This is a genomic window from Actinoallomurus sp. CA-142502 (assembly GCF_050936355.1).
Classification (GTDB): Bacteria; Actinomycetota; Actinomycetes; order Streptosporangiales; family Streptosporangiaceae; genus Actinoallomurus; species Actinoallomurus iriomotensis.
This window is the reverse complement of the sequence record NZ_JBNJMY010000001.1, coordinates 6,401,144-6,421,145: the sequence shown is the minus strand read 5'-3', so window position 1 is coordinate 6,421,145 and position 20,002 is coordinate 6,401,144. Positions and strand designations below refer to the sequence as shown.

General features: G+C 70.9%; 13 protein-coding genes. 10 read left to right on the top strand and 3 right to left on the bottom strand.

Annotated features, from left to right (window positions below; genetic code table 11):
- Nucleotides 1-60 precede the first annotated feature (60 nt).
- Entirely contained in the window at nucleotides 61-2,433 is a 2,373-nt protein-coding gene (gene eccCb / locus ACQEV1_RS30310; protein ID WP_433397921.1) for a type VII secretion protein EccCb, read from the bottom strand.
- A 218-nt stretch (nucleotides 2,434-2,651) separates the two neighbouring features.
- Here eccCb and ACQEV1_RS30305 point away from each other — a divergent pair, with 218 nt between their 5' ends.
- Both ACQEV1_RS30305 and ACQEV1_RS30300 read left to right on the top strand, forming a co-directional pair.
- Nucleotides 2,652-3,647, top strand: coding sequence for a hypothetical protein (locus ACQEV1_RS30305; protein WP_433397919.1), 996 nt, complete (start codon nucleotides 2,652-2,654; stop codon nucleotides 3,645-3,647).
- Entirely contained in the window at nucleotides 3,632-7,132 is a 3,501-nt protein-coding gene (locus tag ACQEV1_RS30300) for a right-handed parallel beta-helix repeat-containing protein (RefSeq protein ID WP_433397917.1), read from the top strand. Before ACQEV1_RS30305 ends, ACQEV1_RS30300 begins: the two co-directional genes overlap by 16 nt.
- Before the next feature lie 395 nt (nucleotides 7,133-7,527).
- Here the strand turns inward: ACQEV1_RS30300 and mycP are convergent, their stop codons facing one another.
- Together mycP and eccCa are read right to left on the bottom strand one after the other, a co-directional pair.
- Nucleotides 7,528-8,718, bottom strand: a complete 1,191-nt coding sequence (gene mycP, locus ACQEV1_RS30295) for a type VII secretion-associated serine protease mycosin (protein ID WP_433397915.1) — start codon at nucleotides 8,716-8,718, stop codon at nucleotides 7,528-7,530.
- Complete coding sequence (gene eccCa / locus ACQEV1_RS30290) at nucleotides 8,715-12,704, bottom strand: type VII secretion protein EccCa (protein ID WP_433397913.1); 3,990 nt, start codon at nucleotides 12,702-12,704, stop codon at nucleotides 8,715-8,717. Before eccCa ends, mycP begins: the two co-directional genes overlap by 4 nt.
- Nucleotides 12,705-12,838: 134 nt before the next feature.
- Between eccCa and eccD the strand changes: the two genes are divergently transcribed.
- From eccD to ACQEV1_RS30250, 8 genes are all read left to right on the top strand, one after another.
- On the top strand, nucleotides 12,839-14,245 hold the full coding sequence (eccD, locus tag ACQEV1_RS30285; RefSeq protein WP_433397911.1) for a type VII secretion integral membrane protein EccD: 1,407 nt from the start codon (nucleotides 12,839-12,841) through the stop codon (nucleotides 14,243-14,245).
- A 30-nt stretch (nucleotides 14,246-14,275) separates the two neighbouring features.
- Nucleotides 14,276-15,682: a type VII secretion protein EccB gene (gene eccB / locus ACQEV1_RS30280; RefSeq protein WP_433397909.1), complete on the top strand. Its 1,407-nt coding sequence runs from the start codon at nucleotides 14,276-14,278 to the stop codon at nucleotides 15,680-15,682.
- A gap of 62 nt (nucleotides 15,683-15,744) precedes the next feature.
- Nucleotides 15,745-16,047: a hypothetical protein gene (locus ACQEV1_RS30275; RefSeq protein WP_433397908.1), complete on the top strand. Its 303-nt coding sequence runs from the start codon at nucleotides 15,745-15,747 to the stop codon at nucleotides 16,045-16,047.
- 24 nt (nucleotides 16,048-16,071) lie between these two features.
- Complete coding sequence (locus tag ACQEV1_RS30270) at nucleotides 16,072-16,362, top strand: hypothetical protein (protein ID WP_433397906.1); 291 nt, start codon at nucleotides 16,072-16,074, stop codon at nucleotides 16,360-16,362.
- 127 nt (nucleotides 16,363-16,489) lie between these two features.
- On the top strand, nucleotides 16,490-16,885 hold the full coding sequence (locus ACQEV1_RS30265) for a hypothetical protein (protein ID WP_433397904.1): 396 nt from the start codon (nucleotides 16,490-16,492) through the stop codon (nucleotides 16,883-16,885).
- 50 nt (nucleotides 16,886-16,935) lie between these two features.
- Nucleotides 16,936-19,200, top strand: a complete 2,265-nt coding sequence (locus ACQEV1_RS30260) for a hypothetical protein (RefSeq protein WP_433397902.1) — start codon at nucleotides 16,936-16,938, stop codon at nucleotides 19,198-19,200.
- A 60-nt stretch (nucleotides 19,201-19,260) separates the two neighbouring features.
- On the top strand, nucleotides 19,261-19,671 hold the full coding sequence (locus ACQEV1_RS30255) for a YbaB/EbfC family nucleoid-associated protein (RefSeq protein ID WP_433397900.1): 411 nt from the start codon (nucleotides 19,261-19,263) through the stop codon (nucleotides 19,669-19,671).
- The gene (locus tag ACQEV1_RS30250) at nucleotides 19,664-20,002 is read left to right on the top strand and encodes a hypothetical protein (RefSeq protein WP_433397898.1); all 339 of its coding nucleotides are present in this window, start codon (nucleotides 19,664-19,666) and stop codon (nucleotides 20,000-20,002) included. Before ACQEV1_RS30255 ends, ACQEV1_RS30250 begins: the two co-directional genes overlap by 8 nt.

Sequence of the window (20,002 nt, the reverse complement as noted above, 5' to 3'; positions counted from 1 at the left end):
GTATGCGCGGCGCCAGCCATGGATCGATGTGATCGAATTCCCATTCACGCGAGTTCGCGGTCATATGCCGAGACCCTCCGCCAGCGCGGTCTGGACCAGCAGCGTCCGGTGGCCGGAACGGTAGCTCGCCCGGCCCTGCGGCAGGGCGCGGGCTTCGATGCCGTCGAGCGTGAAGCTCTCTGGCGCGGACAGCGAAAGAGTGGCGGCACCGGCGTCGCGAAGTCCGCGGATCAAGGGATCGGCCGTCGTGGCGGCGTCCGAGGGCGAACGTACGACCACGAGGTGCACGCCGAGCTCATGGCCCATCCCGAGGTATTCGATCAGCGGCTCGAACGGGCTCGGCCCGGAGAGCGCCGGTTCGTGGTCGTCGACGAGGACGAACAGCCGGGGACCGCGCCACCGCGGTGTGCCGTCCGGCCCCGGCACCCGCTCGGCGATGGCTCGTGTGGTGCCGTCGATCAGTTGCCGCAGGATGGCGGGGGAGGTGGCATGCCCGAGGACGAACGCGCCAGGCATCGCGTGCGGCAGTCCGCCGTCGCGGTCGACGAGCAGCAGCCGGATCTCTCCCGGACTGTGACACGCGGTGATCGATCGGGCGACGAGCCGGAGCAGATTCGTCCGGCCGCTGCCGGCGTCACCCACGACGACCAGGTGTGGCACGGCGGCGAAGTCGTGCACGACCGGCGCGAGCCCGCCGTCCGCGAGGCCCAGGGCGACCCGGAGACCCTCGGGTTCGGGAAGTGAGTCCGCCAGGACTCGTGCGGGGAGGTCGTCCATCCGGGGGGCGCCGGGGTGCCCCGCCCACTGCTCGGCGATCTCCGCCACCAACGCGGACACGGCCACATCGAGACCGTCGGCGCTCCGCACGCCGTCGGTGCGCGGCACCGCGGTGAGGAAGTGCTGCCCGGAAGCCGTCAGGCCGCGGCCGGGGCATCGCGGCACGGTCGCCGCCGCGCGGGAGCCGGCGACGGACTCGGCCGGGTCGTCGAGGCGCAGTTCGAGCCGCGTGCCGACTCGGGCGGGTGCCGCCGGCCAGTGAGTGTCCGTGAGGATCAGATGAACGCCGTACGCGAGGCCGTCGGCGGCGATCCGGTCCAGCGCAGGGGCGTGCTCAGCGAGTCCCGCGGCGCCGTCCGCCACGAGGAGGACATCGCCGTACGGATCGCCGGGGAACTCTGCGCGACGGCGCCGGTAGTCGGCCATCCCGGCGATGCCGTGGTCGCGGAAAAGCCGTTCGCGCCGCTCGACCAGCGCGCCGACTCCCGCGATCACGGCTCCGGCACGGTCGGCCGTGTCGATCAGAGCGCCGACATGCGGCAGGCCGGACAGCGCGCTGAGCGCACCGGAGAGGTCGAGACAGTAGAACTGCACCTCGCGAGGCGTGCGGGTGACGGCGAGAGCGAGGAGCAACGTCGTCACCAGAGTGCTCTTGCCACTGCCGGCCGCCCCGGCGATCAGCACGTGTGCGTTCTCCAGGTCCACGCGGAGGACGCCGCGGGTCCGCTCGAAGGGCCGGTCGATGACGCCCACCGGTACCGCCGGCCATCCCTCCTCGGGCGATCCGGCGGTGCTCAGACCGCGGTCACGGACGGTCCCGCGCGGTGGCGGCAGCTGGTCCATGCTGGGAGGGTCGGCGAGCGGCGGTGGCCATTCCCCGGGGCCGGCCGCGGCGTCGAGGAGTGCGGCGAGCTCGTCGCCGGGCATGGCCGGGAGCCGTGTTCTCGCCCTGGTGGCGTCCGGGCGGGTGATGTTCGGGCTCTCCTCCGGGCCGCGCTGGGCGAGCAGGAGAGCCGCGGCACCGGCGTCGTCCACCGGAGCGGAGCGTTCGGTACGGTCGTGGCCCAGCCACGTGGCCTGAACATCGACGGGTCGCACGTCCAGGCGCAGAACCGTACGGCCGGGGCGGCGGCGTGTGCCGGTGAGGTCGAGCATCACGGTGTTGCGGTGGCCCGGGCCGGTGAGGCGGTCGCCGACCGGGAGCTCGGCCCCGTCCACGACCACGACGACCAGCGGCTCGTGAGGATCGAGACGGGCGCCGGGAACGAACGCCGGCCGGCCCGCGAGATCGGCGCCGAGCAGTTCTAGGAGCCGCTCGACGGAGGAGACGGCCACTTCGTCTCCCGAGCGGCCCGGTGGCCGTCTCGTGTGCGGCAGCCACCGCGTCCACGCCCAGTCGGCCCGCCGCGACGGGGCGACGCACAGCGCGACCATCATGTCCTCGGCGGAAGCGACCGCGGCGAGCCGGGCGAGCATGGTGCGCGCGAGGGCACGGCGCCGGTCGTCGTCTCCATGGAACAACACGCGCGACCAGCGGCCACCGGACGGGCCGTGATCGTCCGGAACGCCGGAGACGGCCGGCCGGGCCGTGTCCGCGACGGTCTCGAACCCGATCGGACCCCTGTCCGTACGGCTGCGCAGTGGGCCTTCACTCACCGGGTTCTCCTCGCTTATCGGGAGGGGCGCCGGACGGCCTCTCCCGGCGCCGATATCCGGAGAGTAGCGCGGAAGAGAGGCAGAAGCACCGGCCGTTTCCGGCAATGAATGCGACGTCTCAAAGGTGAACTCCCGGAGCCCCGGCACACGTGGATCTCATCGAGGGACTTCGGATATCGGCCGGTGGAAACGCGCTTGACCGACCTGAGGAGTACGCCATGATCACCGCAGCACCGGATCGCCGGAGTCTGCACTCGCTGCTGCTCGGGTTGGCCGGGCGGGTGTCCGACGAGGATCTCGCGGAGATGCGCATGTGCCTCGCGGACGGGGAAGAAGTCGAGATCGTCTCCCGGCTGGCGGTGGTGATCGGTACCGGTCGGCTCGCCCTCACCGAAGCCGAGGCCGGCCTGGTACGGGCGCTCTTCGCCGGATACGGCGCCGATCCCGACCCCATCGACCTGGCGTCGCGTATCGAGAACCCGCCACCCCCGCGGGACCGGTTCGACACCCCGGAACGCGCCGAGGACGCGGTGGACGGCGTCATTGCCGAGGCCGGCAGGCGGGTCGGCGGGTTGAGCGCGATCTGGCGGGCGTGCCGTCAGGCCGATGACGGCGGCACGCGGCGCGTGTACCTGGCCGAGGCGAGACCGGAGGCCGACGTGGTCGAGCTGGTCGCGGAGATGCAGCACGCGCTCACCGAGGCGGACGGGGACACAGCGCGGGTCGAGGTGTTCGCGGAGAGGACGGCGCCACTGCCGTACCACGACGCCGCGCTCGCGTCCGCGGCCCTCGTCTGGGCGGCGGAGGAGACACCGATCCGTCTCGCGCGGGCGTTCGACGGAGCGCACCCGGAGGACGGGCCCTTCTTCCACCCGGACCACGAACGGCTGAACGGACCGGACGGGGAGCGGGTCCTGTCCTACCTGCGCGCGGGGGAGCTGGTGCTGAACACCCCCGGCGCGATGGACGACGTGCTGGACACGGAACGGCCGGGGGCGGTCCCGCTCGGGTTCCGCTCGGACGGGTCGTGGGTCTGGCCGGACTCGCTGGCCTATTACCTGAAACGTTATCGGCTCGCGCCGGAGGGGGAACTGGTCGCGCACGCGTTGTCCGCGCCGAAACCGTCTGTCCCCCTTACCAGGCTCATCCGCCACCGGGCACTGGAGACCCTGTTCGCACCGGCGGGAATGGAGCCGGTATGGCAGGCAGGCTGACCCCGTCGCGGTCCATCTTGAACGTCTCGGCGACCGCGCCCGACTCGTATCGGACGATCAGCGACGCGGTGGTCGCCGCCGGCCAGGGTGATGTGATCTCGATCCAGCCGGGGACGTACGTCGAGTCGGTGGTCCTGGACCGAGAGGTCACGCTCTCGGCGGCGGGTTCGCCGGGCGGGGTACGGATCGAGTCCCGCGGTGCCCCCGCGATACGGGTCTCCGGTGAGGCCGCCACCCTGTCCGGCGTCGTGATCCGGCATTTCGGTGCGGAGACCCCGGCCATTGACGTGCCGGTAGGCCGGCTCCGGATGGACGAGTGCACGGTGGAGGCCGAGTCGGCGGCCGCCCTGTACGCACGGGGCGCTGTCGAGGTCACGGCGCAGGCCTGTGAGTTCACGAACCCGGCGGGCGCCGGCGTGATCTTCGTTGAGGGCGCCGCGGGCAGCCTGACCGAGTGCGTCGTCCGGCGGACGAAGGCCTCGGCGGTCGTGATCCGCACCGGCGCCAACCCACAGCTCGCGGACTGCACGATCACGGAACTGCAGGGCAGCGGGCTACTGGTGGCCGAGCAGGCCCGGGGCACGCTGCGCAACTGCCAGATCATCGGTGCCGGAAACCCGGCGGTGGCGATCGAGAACGGCAGTGCGCCGCGGCTGGAGGGGGTCGTCGTCGGGGACCCTGACGGGGTCGGTGTGCTCGTCGCGTCCGGGTCGACGCCGCTGCTGGCGGGCTGTGTCGTGACCGGTGCCGGGGCCCAGGGCATCGCCCTGGTGGAGGGTGCGGCACCTGACCTGTACCGCGTCGAGGTGCGCGGGTCGGCCGGGCACGGCGTGCACGTGCTCGACGCGTCGACGGGGACGTTCACCGAGTGCGTCGTATCCGGTTCGGGTGACACCGGGGTCCTGGTGACGGGAGCCTCGACGAGTTCGTTCGAAGGGCTGCGAGTCGAGGGCGGCTCCGGCTCCGGGGTCGCCGTCACCGAGTCGGCGCTCCCGACGTTCGACGAACTGCGGGTCGACGGCACCGGCAAGAACGGCCTGGAGGTACGGTCCGGTGCCCACCCGCAGTTCCGCCGCGTGACCGTCTCAGCCCCCGCGGGGGACGGCATCCTGGTGACCGAGCTCGGCCGTGGGCTGTTCGAGGAGACGATCGTCACCGCGCCCCAGGGAGCCGGCGTACGCGTCGCCGGTGGGGGACGGCCGGAAGTGCGCGGGTGCGCGTTCAACGGCAGCGGTGGTGCGGCGGTCCACGTCGCGGACGGCGAAGTCGAAGTGTGGGACAGCGAGATCTCCGACGGCCAGGCCGAGGGGGTGCTGGTCGGGGACCGGGGAGCGGCGCAGCTGACCCGGACCCGAGTGCGCGCCTGTCGCCGCGCGGGAGTCGAATGGGGCGAACACGCGACGGGCAGCGTCGTGGAGTCGGAGATCTCGGCCGGCCGCGGCGACGGGATCCTCGTGCACTCCACCCGAGAGGTGATCGTGCGGGACTGCCTCGTACACGACAACACCGGGGCCGGAATCCGGGTCACGACGCCCTCGAACCGGCTGGAGACCGCCCAGATCACCAGCCGCGGAAACGGCGCCCCCGACGCGTACGCCGGATCAGACGCCGATGATACGAACAACGGATCGCGCGGCGACGCCGACCGGAGCGCCGCGGACGAGCCGCCCGGCCCGTCGCGGGTCCCAACGAAACGCCCGGCGGCCTCGGATGACGGCCCCTCGGACGGCCCGCGTGACGGCGGGCTCCGTCCCCGCGGCGGTACGGCCCCCACCTTCAGCCGCGGTCTGGGAGAGGGTGCCCTGGGTGAGCTGCTCGCCGAGCTGGAGAGCCTGGTCGGGCTGAGCGAGGTCAAACGTGAGGTGGCGACGCTCGTCCGGCTCCACCAAATGGCCGCGCGTCGCTCGGCGGTGGGACTGCCCGCACCACCGTTGTCTCGGCATCTGGTCTTCACCGGCGCGCCCGGGACCGGCAAGACGACGGTCGCGCGGCTCTACGGGCGGATCCTGGCCGAGCTCGGTGTGCTCTCGACCGGACAGCTCGTCGAGGTCGGCCGGCACGACCTGGTGGCCAGCGTCGTCGGCGGCACCGCGCTGAAGACCGCCGAGCGATTCCAGGAGGCCCTCGGCGGCGTGCTGTTCATCGACGAGGCGTACACGCTGTCGGCGGGTGCCACCGGCGGGCCGGACTTCGGCCGTGAGGCGATCGACACGCTGGTCAAGCTGATGGAGGACCACCGAGACCAGATCGTCGTCATCGTGGCCGGGTACACGGACGAGATGCGGAAGTTCCTCGCGTCCAACCCCGGGCTCGGGTCCCGCTTCTCGCGGGTCATCGAGTTCGCCAACTACTCACCCGCCGACCTGGTCACGATCGTCGAGGGGCAGTGCCGGGCGCACGACTACCGGCTGGAGTTCGAGACCCGCGCGGCGCTCGTCGCGTACTTCGAACAGATGCCGCGCGACTCGGCGTTCGGCAACGGCCGCAGCGCGCGGAAGGTGTTCGAGGAGATGGTTGGCCGGCAGGCGTACCGGCTCGCGGAGGAACCGGACGTGACACCGGTGGACATGACCCGCCTCCTGCCCGAGGACCTCGGCCGGTTGCCGGGCGGCGGGGTCGGCGCCGGAGCCGGAACGGACGACACCGAACGCGTGGACGCGCTGCTGACCGAGCTACAGCGGATGGTCGGGCTCGACGAGGTCAAGCGTGAGGTCGGGAACATGGTCGACCTGCTGGCCTCCTCCCGGCAGCGCATCGCGGCGGGGCTGCCCGCACCGTCGCTGTCACGGCATCTGATCTTCGCCGGGCCGCCCGGAACGGGTAAGACGACGGTGGCGCGGCTGTACGGCTCGATCCTGACCGCCCTCGGCGTGCTGGCCCGGGGCCAGGTCATCGAGGTGGGCCGCGCGGATCTGGTGGGGGAGTACGTCGGGCACACCGCGCAGCGGACGACGGAGGCGTTCGACCGGGCGCGGGGCGGTGTGCTGTTCATCGACGAGGCCTACACACTGAGCAGCCAGGCCGGCTCCGGCGCCGACTTCGGACGTGAGGCGATCGACACGCTGGTCAAGCTGATGGAGGACCACCGCGACGAGGTCGTCGTGATCGCCGCCGGCTATGAGGGCGAGATGGCGAAGTTCCTGGACGCGAACCCGGGTCTGTCCTCGCGGTTCTCCCACCGGGTCAGGTTCGCCGACTACACCACGGACGAGCTCGTGACGATCGTGAGCCAGCACGCGGCCACCGCCGGGTACGAGCTGAGCAGCGCGACCGTCGCCGCGTTGAGGACACACTTCGCCGCCGTCCCACGCGGGCCCTCGTTCGGCAACGGCCGGTACGCCCGTCAGGTCCTGGACGGAGCCGTGACAAGGCACGCGAGGCGGATGCGGCAAAAGGAATCCCCGACTGTGCAGGACCTGTGCCTGCTGCTCCGCGAAGACGTGATCGCCGCGGAGGCCGACGGCGCCGCCCCGGCCATGCGGTAGCCGGAGGCTCGCGTCGAGCAGTGATGCGCCACCGCCTGGCCTCACCCGGGGGTGAGCACCCACCGCGTGAAAGGGCGCCCCGCCGGATCGCGGCGGGGCGCTTTCGCTGACGAGGAAGACCAGGGGGTGCAAGTCCTCGTAGGCAGTCCCGAATCGGCCGACAGGAATTCTTTCGGCTATCCGCTCGGCGGCCGTGCGTCCCTGCTCGGAAAGGTCGTAGGCGGGGTCCGGATGACGGGCAGGAAGACGTTGGAGACGATGCCGTACTTGGCCCATTCCTGGGAGGCGTTCCGGGTCACGGCATGGATGGCGCCCTTGGCGAGCTCGTAAGGGGCGAAGCCCGGGTCGCCGTCGACGGCAGCAGGTGTTGTGATTCGGCCGGTCTCGGTTCACGCTTACGTGTCATCCAGCGCGCCGGGACGCCAACCGCGGCGCCGGCCCCGTCGGATCGTCGCGATGGCGAGACCGCACAGGCCGGCGCAGCCCGCCACCGCGGCCGAGGCGGCGAGCGAGGTGTACGCCGGCCGCCGATCTTTCGGCGGGGCGAGGACGATTCTCACCGGCTGCGGATCTGCACTCGGCGGCGTCTCGCCGGACTCCTCCGGCAGCACGGTCGCCACGGCCGCGCCCGGATCGACGATGCCGTAGCCGAGCGATGGGTCCGGAAGCCGCCCGGTCGGGTGGTCCGCGGTCGTCTCCAGGCGGTGCAGTACCTGTGCGGCCGTCAGCCGGGGCCGATAGTCGCGTACCAGCGCCGCGGTGCCGGCCACGAACGCCGCGGCCACCCCGCTGCCGGACGCGGTGACGTTCCCCGAACCCTGCGGGGCGACGCTCAGCAGGTTCGAACCGGGCGCGGCGAGGACCGGCGCGAAACCCGTCCTGGCACCGGTCGCGGTCGCGCCGGCCACCTTCCCGTCCGAGCCGATCGACGCGACGGCCACTACGCCGGGCAGCGCGGCGGGATAGACCAGGCCACCGGCCGACCCGCCGGGCGCGTCGGTGGAGGCGACGATGAGCACATCGTGGGAGCCCGCGTAGGCGACCGCGCTACGCAGCGCCCGGGTGTCCACGGTCGTGCCGATGGCGACGGTCACGACGCGGGCGCCGGCGTCGACCGCCGCCCGGATGCCCGACGCCAGCTTGGCCGGGTCGATCTGGTTCTGGTCCGTCGTGACGCGGATCGGCAGAACGCGTGCGGCGGGCGCGAACCCGGCGAACCCGTGTCCCGGGGTGGGCCGCGCCGCGATGAGACCGGCGACGAACGTGCCGTGACCGGAGCAGTCGCCGTCGGCCCGGGAGCGCGTCGTCACGTCACGCCCCGCGCCCACGGCCCCGGCCAGCGCGGGAGACGCCGCGCTCACGCCGGTGTCGACCACCGCGACGACGACGCCTGCGCCGCGGGTGAGGACCCAGGCCCGCTGCGGCGCGAGCAGTTGCTGCGCCCAGGGCACGTCGCTGACGGCTCTGGTGGCGGGGACGGCGCACCCCTGCGCCTGGGCCGGGCCCGCCGCGATGAGGGGCGGTGTTCCGCCCAGCGCCGTTCCGGTGAGCACCACCGCGAGACGGCGTAGCGCACCGGCGGTCATCGGGTGCCACCGTAGGGGGACGGGTCGGCCGGCGTCAGCCAGCCGACCTGCAGCTGGGTGGCGCTGCGGCGGGTGACGACGAGTCCGCGTCCAGGGGGGAACGGGCGCGGCCGCATGCCGTTGAGCAGGGGCATCTCGGTCGGCGGGCAGGACAGGGCGAGATCGGGGGTGTTGGACTCCTGCAGCCGGCGGACGGCCGCCTCCATCGACAGGCGGCCGGATCCGGCGGCGCTGCGTGCGAGGACGACGTGCAGCCCGATGTCGCCGGCTTGCGGGAGCAGGTCGATGAGCGGGTTGAGCGGTCCGCCCATCGGCCCCGTGAGCAGGTCGTAGTCGTCGATGAGAACGTACACGTCGGGGCCGGTCCACCAGTCACGGCGCGCGAGCCGGGCCGGGGTGATGTCGGCGCCGGGCATCCGTTCCCGTAGCCGTGTCGCCAGCGTCTCGATCAGTTCCGTCGCGGCCGAGGAGGAGAACGCGAACCCCAGACGGTACTCCTCCGGCAGTGCCTCCAGCAGCGCGCGGCGGCTGTCGATGATGAGGACCTCCGCCTCGCCCGGCCGGTACGCGCGGGGGATGGCGTCGGCGATCAGCCGGAGCACGCCGGTCTTGCCGCTGCCGGTGTCACCGAGCACGGTCAGGTGGGGCTGGAGGTCGAAGTCGTGCCAGACGGGTTCGAGGTCCGTCTCGCCCCAGCCGAGCGCTACCCGCATCCGGCCCTCCGGCGCGGGCAGCCGGTCGGCGGGCAGCATGGCGGGCAGCATGCGAACCGGCGGCGCGGCCGGGCCGTCCCAGCTGTCGGCGACGGTGTCGGCCAACGTCCGGGTGGCGGTCGCGAGATCTTCGGTGCGGGATCGGCCGTCGATGCGGGGGATCGCGGCCAGGAATTGCATCTTGTCCATGGTGAGCCCGCTGCCGGGGGCGCGGGGGACACGTGCGGCGGCACGCATGTCGATCATGGAGTCGATGGAGTCGCCCAGACGGAGTTCCAGCCGGGTGCCGAGCTGGTCGCGCAGGGCACTGGGGATGTCCGACCAGCGGGCGGAGACGAGCATGAGGTGGATGCCGTACGTCAGGCCGCGGGCGGCGAGTTGCCGGATCGGTTGGTCGTGTTCCTCGTAGTCGGCGCGGAGTGAGGCCCAGCCGTCGATGACGAGGAAGACGTCGCCGTGCGGGTCGTCGCCAAAGTGGCCGTCGCGGCGCAGTGCGCGGTAGGCGGCCATGTTCTCGATCCCGTGCTCGGCGAACAGGCGCTCCCGCGCGGTGAGGACGGCCTGGACTTCGGCGATCGTGCGGCTGACCCGCTCACGGTCCATGCGTCCGGCGACGCCCCCGACGTGCGGGAACCCGCTCAGGGTGGACAGCGTGCCGCCGCCGAGGTCGATGCAGTAGAACTGCGCCTCCGCCGGAGTGTGGGTGATCGCGATCGCGGCGATCAGCGTCCGCAGAAGCGTGCTCTTGCCGGACTGGGAGGCGCCGGCGATGCCGACGTGCCCGCCGACGCCGGACAGGTCGACCATCATCAGGTCGCGTACCTGATCGAAGGGTTTGTCGACGACCGCGACCGGCACCACCAGGCCGCCGCGTCCTGGCCAGCCGGCGGGGGACAGGCCGTACTCGGGGTCGGGCACGAGCGGGGGCAGGATCTGGTCCAGCGTGGGCGGGTCGGACAGTGGGGGAAGCCAGACCTGGTGGGCCGGCGGGCCGGCATCGCGAAGCCGGTCGACGGCGACCTGCAGCAGGGTCTCGGCGTGTTCCTCCTCCGGCATGCCGGCGGCCTGCGGTACGGGTTCGGGCGGGGACGTGACCGCCGGTGGTGCCTCCACGCTCGCGGCGCTGAACGGGACCACCTGCCGGCGGACCTCTTCCTGGCGTTGCTGGGCGGTCCGGCGGCGATAGCGGCCGGAGACGTAGGCGGCCTTGAACCGGACGAGGGTGGCGACGTCGGTGCGGATGTAGCCGTTGCCCGGCGCGTTGGGCAGCTGGTACGCGTCGGGGACACCGATGACGGATCGGCTCTCCATGGCGGAGAAGGTGCGCAGACCGATCCGGTAGGACAGGTGGCTCTCGAGCTTGTGGATGCGTCCGTCGTCGATGCGCTGGCTGGCCAGCAGCAGGTGGACGCCGAGCGAGCGGCCGAGCCGACCGATCATCACGAACAGCTCGGAGAAGTCCGGATGTGAGGCGAGCAGCTCGCTGAACTCATCCACCACGACGAACAGCGTCGGCAACGGGTCCAGAACCGCGCCGTTCGCGCGCGCCGCCTCGTAGTCGCGCAGCGAGCTGTGGTTGCCGGCCCGGCGCAGCAACTCCTGGCGGCGCATCATCTCGCCCTGCAGGGCGTCCTGCATGCGCTGCACCAGCGGCGCCTCGTCCGCCAGGTTCGTGATCACCGCGGACGTGTGCGGCAGCCCGTCGAGGCCGAGGAAGGTCGCGCCGCCCTTGAAGTCGACCAGGACGAAGTTCAGCACCTCGGAGGAGTGCGTGATGGCCATCGCCAGCACCAGCGTGCGGAGCAGCTCGCTCTTCCCGGAGCCGGTCGCGCCGATGAGCAGGCCGTGCGGGCCCATGCCGTCCTGCGCGGACTCCTTGATGTCCAGCTCGACCCGGCTGCCGTCCTCGGCGATGCCGATCGGCACCCGCAGCCGGTCCGGTCCTTCGGCCCGCGACCACACCTTCGACGGTTCGAGCGTGTGCAGGTCCCCGACGCCGAGCAGCGTGCCGAGGTCGAAGTCGGTGAGCATCGGCTCGGCCACCTCGGCGGTGGCGCCGAGCCGGAACGGAGAGATCGTACGGGCCAGCGCGGTCGCCTTCGCCACACTGAGCGCATCAGGCCGGCCCAGGGAGGTCCGGATCTCCTCACCGCTCCGGTCCAGGCGGATCATCTCCATCGACTCGGAGGTGACCTCCAGCCGCAGCGTCCCGCGGCCCGGCGTCATGGGCAGCCCCGAGGAGACGTTCAGCACGATCGAGTTGCGGTAACCGGTGCCCGCCAGGCGCGATTCGGCCGGTACCTCCACACCGTCCACGATCACCACGACGTACGGCTCGTCGAGCGTCGGTGTCGCGCCCGGTTCGAACCGGCCCCGGCCCTCCAACTCGACGGCGAGCAGCGAATCGAGCGAGTCGATGCCGTCGGTGTGCAGCCGGGCCTGGCCGGCGCCGTCCTGCCGTGTGCCGTGCTGGTTGTGCGGCAGCCACTTCACCCAGTCCCACTCGGCGGCGTGCTCTCCCGCGGCGCAGACCGCGATTCGCAACTCGTCCGGGGAGTGGAAGGTGACGAGCTGGGCGAGCAGCGCACGGATGAGATCCCGCCCGGCCGCCTCGTCGCCGCGCAGCCGTACCTGGGCGAACCCGCGCAGGAACACCGCGGCCGGCAGGTCGCTCACGGTCGTGTACGCCCGGATGAACCGGCGCAGCGCCCGTGCGCACAGCGGCTCCAGGTCCTCGACCGGTTTGGTCTGCATCGGGGTCATCGTCATCGCGAGCTTCTGCGGGCCGGTGCCGATCCGTACCTCGGCGAAGTCCGGATGGGTCGGCCGGCGCTCCCAAAGCCGGCTGCTCATCGCCACCGACCACAGCCCGGCCGGGTCGGGATGCTGCCAGGCCAGCGACTCGCGCTGCGCCGCCGCGACGGCCCGGACCTTCTTGCGATTCTGCGCCAGGTAGCGCAGGTAGTCGCGGCGCTCGCCGCGCAACCGCCGCTTCCGCTCGCTCGTCGCCCGCCCGACCTGCCCGAACACCATCGTCAACGACGTCATCGCCATCAGCCCGGCGGCCATCAGACCCAGGCCGGGCTTGGACGGTGAGACGAAGAGCAGGATGGTGACGCTCGAGCCGACCGCCATCGGCACGTACATCAGCAGCATGCCGAGGTTTCCCGTCGGTGCCTCCGGCAGCACAGGCGGCTCCTGCAGGGACAGCTCACCACTCGGCATCTCCGGCGGTGACTGTCGTGGCGGCCGCCGGAACAGCGTTGTACTCACGACCACAGGTCCTTTCCCGGGGCGTCGCGTGGTTCCCCTTTTCTCTAGCCACGGTTCCCGGGGCCCGTGGGGTTCGTTCCCTGTCGGTTTCTCGACAGGTGAACTCTCGAGCGGCCGGAAACCGTGTGTTGGGCATGTCTACTCCGCAGGCTTTGGGTTCCGGCGAGATGTGCCGGCTGACGATTTGCGGGCCGGCCTCGCAAATAGAGTTGGCCGTGCCGGCGCACGTGCCGGTGGCGGATCTGCTGCCGACGTTCCTGGAACATCTGGGCCAGGAACTGGCGACCGCCGGGTTCTCCCACGACGGATGGGTGTTGCAGCGGCTCGGCGAGCCGCCGCTGGATGAGGACCTGGGCACCGCGGCGCTGGGCCTCTACGACGGCGACGTGCTCCACCTGCGGCCGCGGGCGGACCAGCTGCCGCCGGTGGACTTCGACGACCTGGTCGACGGGGTCGCGACCGGGACGGCCGAGCGGCCGGACCGGTGGCGGCCGGAGACGACGCGACGGTTCGTGCTCTCACTCGTCGGCGTGGTGCTGGCGGTGGGAGCGGTGATCGCTCCGATGAGCGGACCGGGCGTACTGGCCGCGATCGTGGCGGGCGCCGCCGGAGTGGTCCTGCTGCTGGGCGCGGCGGCCGCCTCCCGCGCGCTGGGCGACCGTACCGCGGGGATCGTCCTGGCCGCCGGCGCGATCGGGTACACGGCGGTGGCCGGGCTGGCCCTGCCCGCGGGCGCGCACACGCTGGGCCCCGGGAACCTGATGAGCGCGCCCGGCCTGCTGGCCGCGGGCGCGTGGGCGGCGACGGTGGCGGCGGTGGCCCGCCCGGCGGTGGGCGGTGTGCTCGCGGGTCTCACCTCGGCGGTCTTCGCGGCGGTGCTGATGGGCCTGGGCGGCCTGCTCGTCTCCTTGCGCCTGGTGAACGTGGCGGGTGCGGCGGCGATCGTGCTGGCGGTGACGCTCTCGGTCGGCACGGTGGTCCCGCTGATCGCCTCCCGGTTCGCCAAGTTGCGGATCCCTCCGCTACCGACGAACGCCGAGGAGTTCCAGCAGGGCATCGACCCCGAACCCAGCCGGGTCGTGCTGGACCGCACCACCCGCGCGCACGAGCACATCGGCTGGCTGTACGCGGGCCTGGGGGTCGTCGCGGGCGTGTGCCTGCTGATCCTCGGCACGACGCCGGGCATCGGCGCGCGGGTCCTGGCGGCGGTGGCCTCCCTGCTGCTGCTTCTGCACGGCCGTGACCTGTTCGGGATACGCGCCCGGCTGGCGGTGCTCCTGCCGGGTGTGGCCGGACTGGCGACCGTGACGGTGGATCTGACGTTGGACCAGGGAGCGCTGGTCCGGCCGTTGATCGTGGCCGCGCTGCTCATCGTGGCCGGACTGCTGCTCTCGGTCGCCCGCAAGGTGCCGGGGCGGCGGATGCTGCCGCACTGGGGACGGGTCGCCGACCTGGCCCACAGCGGCACCGCGATCGCGGTCGTCCCGCTCGTGCTGTGGGTCGTCGGCGTGTACGCCCGAGCCCGGGCCGGATGGCAATGAGCGAGCGGACACGAGGCGAGGGGGTGTCTGATGCATAGCCGGCGGGACCAGGTACACGCGCACGGCTTCATGGTCGGCCGGCTCGTCTCCGCACTACTACGCGCCGAACCGGACATGGCCGTCCCGCCGCTGCGGCGTTCGTGGAGCGGGCTGGTCATCGGCTCCCTGGTCGCGATTCTCGCGGTCGCCGGGTTCGCGGTGCTGGCCGTCGTCTCCCCGGGTGGGACGAGCGCGTGGCGCAAGCCCGGCACGCTCATCCTCGACAAGCAGACCGGCGCCCGCTACGTGTACGCGGGGGGACGGCTGCGGCCGGTGCTGAACTACGCGTCCGCGCGGCTGCTGCTCGGTGCCAAACTCACCATCGTCTCCGTCACCTCGAAGTCCCTGAAGAACGTGCCCCGCAGCAGCCCGGTCGGCATCGTCGGTGCTCCGGACGCGCTGCCCGCTCCCGAGGCGGTGAGGGCCCCTTGGCTGGCGTGCGCGACCACGACCGGCTCGCGGCCCGCGCTGTCCCTCTACATCGGCAGCGTGGCGGACGCGTTCCCTGTATCGGCGCGGCAGGCGGTGCTGGTCCGCTCCTCCGACGGCACGACGTACCTGATCACCGGCGGGCACCGGCTAAGGGTCACCGCCCCCTGGGTGACCCGCGCGCTGGGGTTCTCCGACAACGCGGCGGTCGGCGTACGCGACGCCTGGCTCGACACCATGCCCGCCGGCCCGGACCTGCCCCCGCCCGCCACGCCGGGCATCGGCCAGGACGCCCCGGCCCTGGAAGGGCACCCGGCGAAGGTCGGGCAGGTCTTCCTCTCCCGCGGGGCCGGCGGGGACCAGCGCTACTACCTTCTGACCACGGGCGGCCTCCAGACCATCACCCAGACCGCCGCGGCGCTCATCCTCAGCGACCCACGGACCGCCAAGGCATACCCCGGCACGGCCACCGCCATCAGCCTCGGCCCGGCCGCGCTCGCCGCGTCGAAGGTGCTGTCGGCACCCTCGTGGACGAGCGCGCTGCCCGCCGCGCCGCCGACCCTGGACGCTGTCGCCGCCGGTCGGATGCCCTGCGTGCGCTGGGCACCTTCGGGGAACCGGACCGACGTCACGATGGTCACGGTGCCCGCCGCGCCCGTCACGTCGGCGACCGCGGTGGTCGCCCCGGCCGGCGGCACCTCGCCCGCCGCGGCGGGGAACCGGGTCGCCGACCAGGTGGTGGTGGCCCCACGGGCGGGGATGCTCGCGCGGACGCTCCCTGTTCCCGGCGTCCCGGGCGAGGGGCTCTACCTCATCACCGAGGACGGTGAGAAGTTCCCCGTCGCGAGCGTCGCCGCGGCCACCGCGCTCGGCTACTCCACCTCCTCCATGGCCCCGGTGCCGACGGACCTGCTGGCCCTGCTGCCGGCCGGTCCGGTCCTGCAGACGCTCGGCGCGGGAGGTGGTTGACGCACTTTTTCTCGGCAGCACACGTCCACAGAAACACGCGACAACACCTTAAGGAGAAAAAGATGGCAAACCAGCCAGGCGGTTCCTACTATTACGAGTCGCAGGACCTGCGAAACATCATCGACAAGACCAACAACGCGGTCAGCGAGCTGAACACCGTGAACAGTATGGTGCAGTCCCACACCGACGCCCTCGTCGACGCGAACAGGTCCGACTCGGGACAGATCCTGTCCTCCCACCTGGCCACGTGGAACACCGACTTCCACACCTGCGTGAGCAACCTGAACGACCTCAACCAGAAGGCCCAGGCGCTGCTCAACATCAACCTCTCGACCGACAGCAACACCAGCGGCATGGCCAAGTAGAACCGCCGGAAAAGGAGAAAGACGATGCCCGATCAGTTCTGGGTCAACCACAACAACTACTCGGACGTGAATGCCGGCCTGGTCAACGAAGTGGCGCGGATGGACTCGATCATGGAGGACCTCAACGCGACCCTCTCCCGGATCGCCCAGGCCAGCGGCGGTAAGGCGACCCCGCTCTGGGAGAACCAGCAGAGCCAGTGGAACCGGTCGTACCAGGAAATGAAGCAGCAGCTCAACGAGCACACGCAGTCGTCGATCCGCGTCGCGGACAACTTCGTCGACGGAGACAATCGCGGCGCCAACGCGATGATGTGATCGCCCGGGCGGTCTGACGGGCCATTCCCGTAGGTGCCCGAGCCGGTGGAGTTCGCCGGCTCGGGGACCATGTCCCGATCATCCATCCGGCCAGCGGGCCTTAACGAACCAGCGAAAGAGGAATCTCATGGCCGACGGCAACATAACTTCGTTCGACAAATCGCACTATGAACAGCTGCTGACTTTTCTGAAGAACATCGATACGGATGTCGAGGGCAATCCCCAGTACCTCGGCCCTTCGGCGGACCTCAAGCTCGACGCCACGCTGAACTCCCGCTTCCATCCAGGTTCGCAGGAGTGGTCGGTGTGCAAGGACTTCCTCCAGCAGGCGACCTCCTTCGGCACCTCGATGCACAGCCGGCTGGCCAACTTCGACACCGATCTCCGGAACTTCTACTCGGCGCTCAAGAACGCCGAGGCGATCTTCGAGAAGACGGACGACCTGGCGACCTACGACGCCTCGAAGTTCTCGCAGGACTATCCCGATGTCACCGGCGGTGGTGGGAACCCGACCACGACCTGAGCGGGGCGGGACGGTCCCGTCGGTAGATCGAGGAGAGTGGAGGAGGAGCGGTGGCGGATGATGGTTCCGGCGGTCTGTCCATTCCGAACAGCGACAACTGGAGTGAGTGGACGTTCGAGCAGACACTGAAGGCGCTCACCAGCGAGGGCTCCGACCTCCATACTCCGGCGAAGGCGGCCTGGTTCACCTGGAATCCCAATCCCAGTCCGGGCGGCGGTGACTGGTGGCAGTACCACGCGTGGGACAAGGCCTATTTCGGTGTCAACCTCAATACTGACGCGATCAACGCCTGGGCCACGGCGGTCAACGCGATCGACGAGATGATGCCGGATGTCGCTCGGGGCAAACGCGGCAGCATGGATTCGTGGACGCTCACGCACCTGTCGTACGAGCTGAACGACATGGCCACATATTTCCAGAACACCGGTGGCGGCTTTGACCAGTGGGCGAGTCGTTTGAACTCCGATGACGACGGGTTCAGGGGTAAGGCGGCGTTCCTCATCTACTGGCGTCTCAAGGTGCAGGGCGATGGGCTGAAGGACACCTATGAGCAGCTTTACAGCCGGCACGGGAAGCCGATGTGGGTTTCCATCGCGGACGCCGCGCAGGCGCTTCAGGTCTACAACTCGACGGTGTCCCGAAGCTGGCAGATCGCGATGGGCTACAACATTCGTAACTGGGTCACCGACCAGATCCGGACGATGAGCGACCGGCTTAACGCGTACCTCCAGAGTATGGGTCTTTATAAGGGCACTCCCCAGTACATCCTCGATGGCATGGTGCACGACCATGGTCGCGAATACGCCGAGAATTTCATCCGGGAGACCCTGGCTAATTCCGACTGGGGGGATTTGACTCAGGAGTCCACCTGGACGAGCATGAGTGATCAGGTCACCCAGAAGGTGCTCAACAATCTCAAAGGTTTTCTCGATGGGCCGGCGCAGACGGCGATGGCGGCGTTGGCGCCCAAATATGTGATGGCGACCAGCTCGCTGATCGAGATCACCGCGCCGCCACCGGAGACAGCGCCGAAACCCGATCCCGGCGACGGTGGTGATGGTGACAACAAGGACCTGCCGCCTCCTCCGGACGGGGGCGGTGGCAATGACAACAAGGACCTGCCGCCTCCTCCGGACGGGGGTGGCGGGAACGACAAGCTCAACATTCCGCCGCCGGATGGCGGTGGTGGCGGTGGCGGTGGTGACGGTCTCAACCTGCCGCCGGCGGACGGCGGCGGGGGTGACGGCGGGCTGGACCTGCCCAATGGCGGCGGGGGTGACGGCGGGCTGGACCTGCCCAACGGCGATGGCGGCTCCGGCGGGCTGGATCTGGCCAACGGCGGTGGGGGCCCGGGTGGCCCGAACGAGTTGAACGCCCCCGGTGGGGATCCCGCGTTCGATCTGGCCAACGGCGGTGGTGGTCCCAACGGATTCGATCCGGCCGGTGGCGGTGGCGGTGGCGGTGGCGGTGGTGGTCCGCTCGGGGACGGTGGCGGTGGGTTCGTCCCGGGGCTGGTGCCTCCGGGCGGCGGCGGCGTCGACGGCGGTGGTGGCCCCAACGGTAAGAACGGGGTCGGTCCCGGTAGCGACGGTGCGTTCGATGAGAACGGTCTCGGCAATCACCTCGCGACGCCGCCGGACGGCGGCGGGGGAGACGGCTTTTCCATCGTGCCGTCCGACTCCGGCGCGTCGAGCACGCATCTTCCGCCCGGTGTGAACGGTGGTGGTCCCGATGGGAGCAACGGCTTCGGCACGTCGCCGAACGGTGTCAATGGGCCGGATGGTGGCCTGGACATCGGCCCGGGTGGGTTCGGCAGCGACCCCGCGAAGGGCTTCGGCTCCGGCGGGAACCTCTTCGGGACGAATGGCGGTGCGGGCAATCCGCTGGGTGGCCCGGGCGGGCTGGACGGCAACGGCACCAACGGGTTGAACGGTACGTCCGGTCTGCTCAACAACGGCTCTGGAACACCGGGCGCGAACGGCACCTCGGGGACGCCGGGCGATGGCGGCGGGGGCGTGCCGTTCTTCCCGCCGATGATGGGCGGTGGTGGCGGCGGTGCGCCCGGGGAGAAGCCGCAGGAGCGTGAACGGCAGACCTGGCTGCTGGAGGACGAGGAGATCTGGGGTACGCGTGTCGACGTCCGTTCCGGTGCCATCGGCCGTCTCGACGAGGAAGAAGAGATCGAGGAGATTCCGCTGGCAGGCCCCACTCGCCGGCAGCGGCGGCTGGAGACCCCACGGCGCCCGCGGCCGGACGAGAAGCCGGACACCGAGCGCACCACCACGTCCGGCGAAGAGGTGACCGGCTCGGCATGACGAATCGGCGATCACCGCCGAACGGACCGGACAGCATCAACCTGACAAGGAGATGGGCGAATGGAGAAGCGAGCGGAGTACGACCTGAACGCGGCCATCGCGGACCTGCGGGCCGAACAGGCCCGCATCGAGGCGGCCACCGACCGCATGTCGAGCGTCACCGGCTCGGCGGTGTCGAAGGATCGGGCGGTGACCGCGACCGTCGACAGCCAGGGACGGCTGGTCGAGCTGAAGCTGGCGGCCGAGCGGTACCGCCGGATCGCTCCGGCGGAGCTGGCCGCGAGCATCGTCGCGACGGTACGGCAGGCTCAGGACGACGCCTTCCGCGAGGCGACGAGCATGCTGTCCGGACTGATGCCGGACGGGTTGGGCCTGCCGCTGAGCGGCGACCTGGACCTGGCGGCGATGTTCGACGCCGCGGTGACCGCGGCCACCGTGACGTCACAGGAAGGGACGGACGACAATGCCTGACGACGCGAATATCTTTTCCGCCGACATTCCCCAGCTCAGGGACGGCGTGCCCAAGATCGAGCACTTCAGCGAGCTCATCGGCGACATCTACGGAAATCTGAACAACACGCTCGCGTCGAATCCCCTGGACACGAGCGGCGACGACGACTTCAGCAAGTCCCTCAAGCAGAAATACGACCCTTCCAAAGAGGGGTGTCTGCAATTCCTGAGGGATCTTCAGCAGCGGATCAATGACAATACCAACGGATTCGGTAATATGGGAAACATTCTCAGTGAGATGGATCTGAATTCCACGGATGTAGCGGGCGGCGTTCACGGCCACAGGCACTGA

What these genes read in the sequence shown, in the direction of transcription:
- ACQEV1_RS30270 (WP_433397906.1), top strand. Translation starts at nt 16,072, where the DNA reads ATGCCCGATCAGTTCTGGGTCAACCACAACAACTACTCGGACGTGAAT.
- ACQEV1_RS30305 (WP_433397919.1), top strand. Translation starts at nt 2,652, where the DNA reads ATGATCACCGCAGCACCGGATCGCCGGAGTCTGCACTCGCTGCTGCTC.
- ACQEV1_RS30275 (WP_433397908.1), top strand. Translation starts at nt 15,745, where the DNA reads ATGGCAAACCAGCCAGGCGGTTCCTACTATTACGAGTCGCAGGACCTG.
- ACQEV1_RS30300 (WP_433397917.1), top strand. Translation starts at nt 3,632, where the DNA reads ATGGCAGGCAGGCTGACCCCGTCGCGGTCCATCTTGAACGTCTCGGCG.
- ACQEV1_RS30265 (WP_433397904.1), top strand. Translation starts at nt 16,490, where the DNA reads ATGGCCGACGGCAACATAACTTCGTTCGACAAATCGCACTATGAACAG.
- eccB (WP_433397909.1), top strand. Translation starts at nt 14,276, where the DNA reads ATGCATAGCCGGCGGGACCAGGTACACGCGCACGGCTTCATGGTCGGC.
- eccD (WP_433397911.1), top strand. Translation starts at nt 12,839, where the DNA reads ATGTCTACTCCGCAGGCTTTGGGTTCCGGCGAGATGTGCCGGCTGACG.
- ACQEV1_RS30255 (WP_433397900.1), top strand. Translation starts at nt 19,261, where the DNA reads ATGGAGAAGCGAGCGGAGTACGACCTGAACGCGGCCATCGCGGACCTG.
- ACQEV1_RS30250 (WP_433397898.1), top strand. Translation starts at nt 19,664, where the DNA reads ATGCCTGACGACGCGAATATCTTTTCCGCCGACATTCCCCAGCTCAGG.
- mycP (WP_433397915.1), bottom strand. Translation starts at nt 8,718, where the DNA reads ATGACCGCCGGTGCGCTACGCCGTCTCGCGGTGGTGCTCACCGGAACG.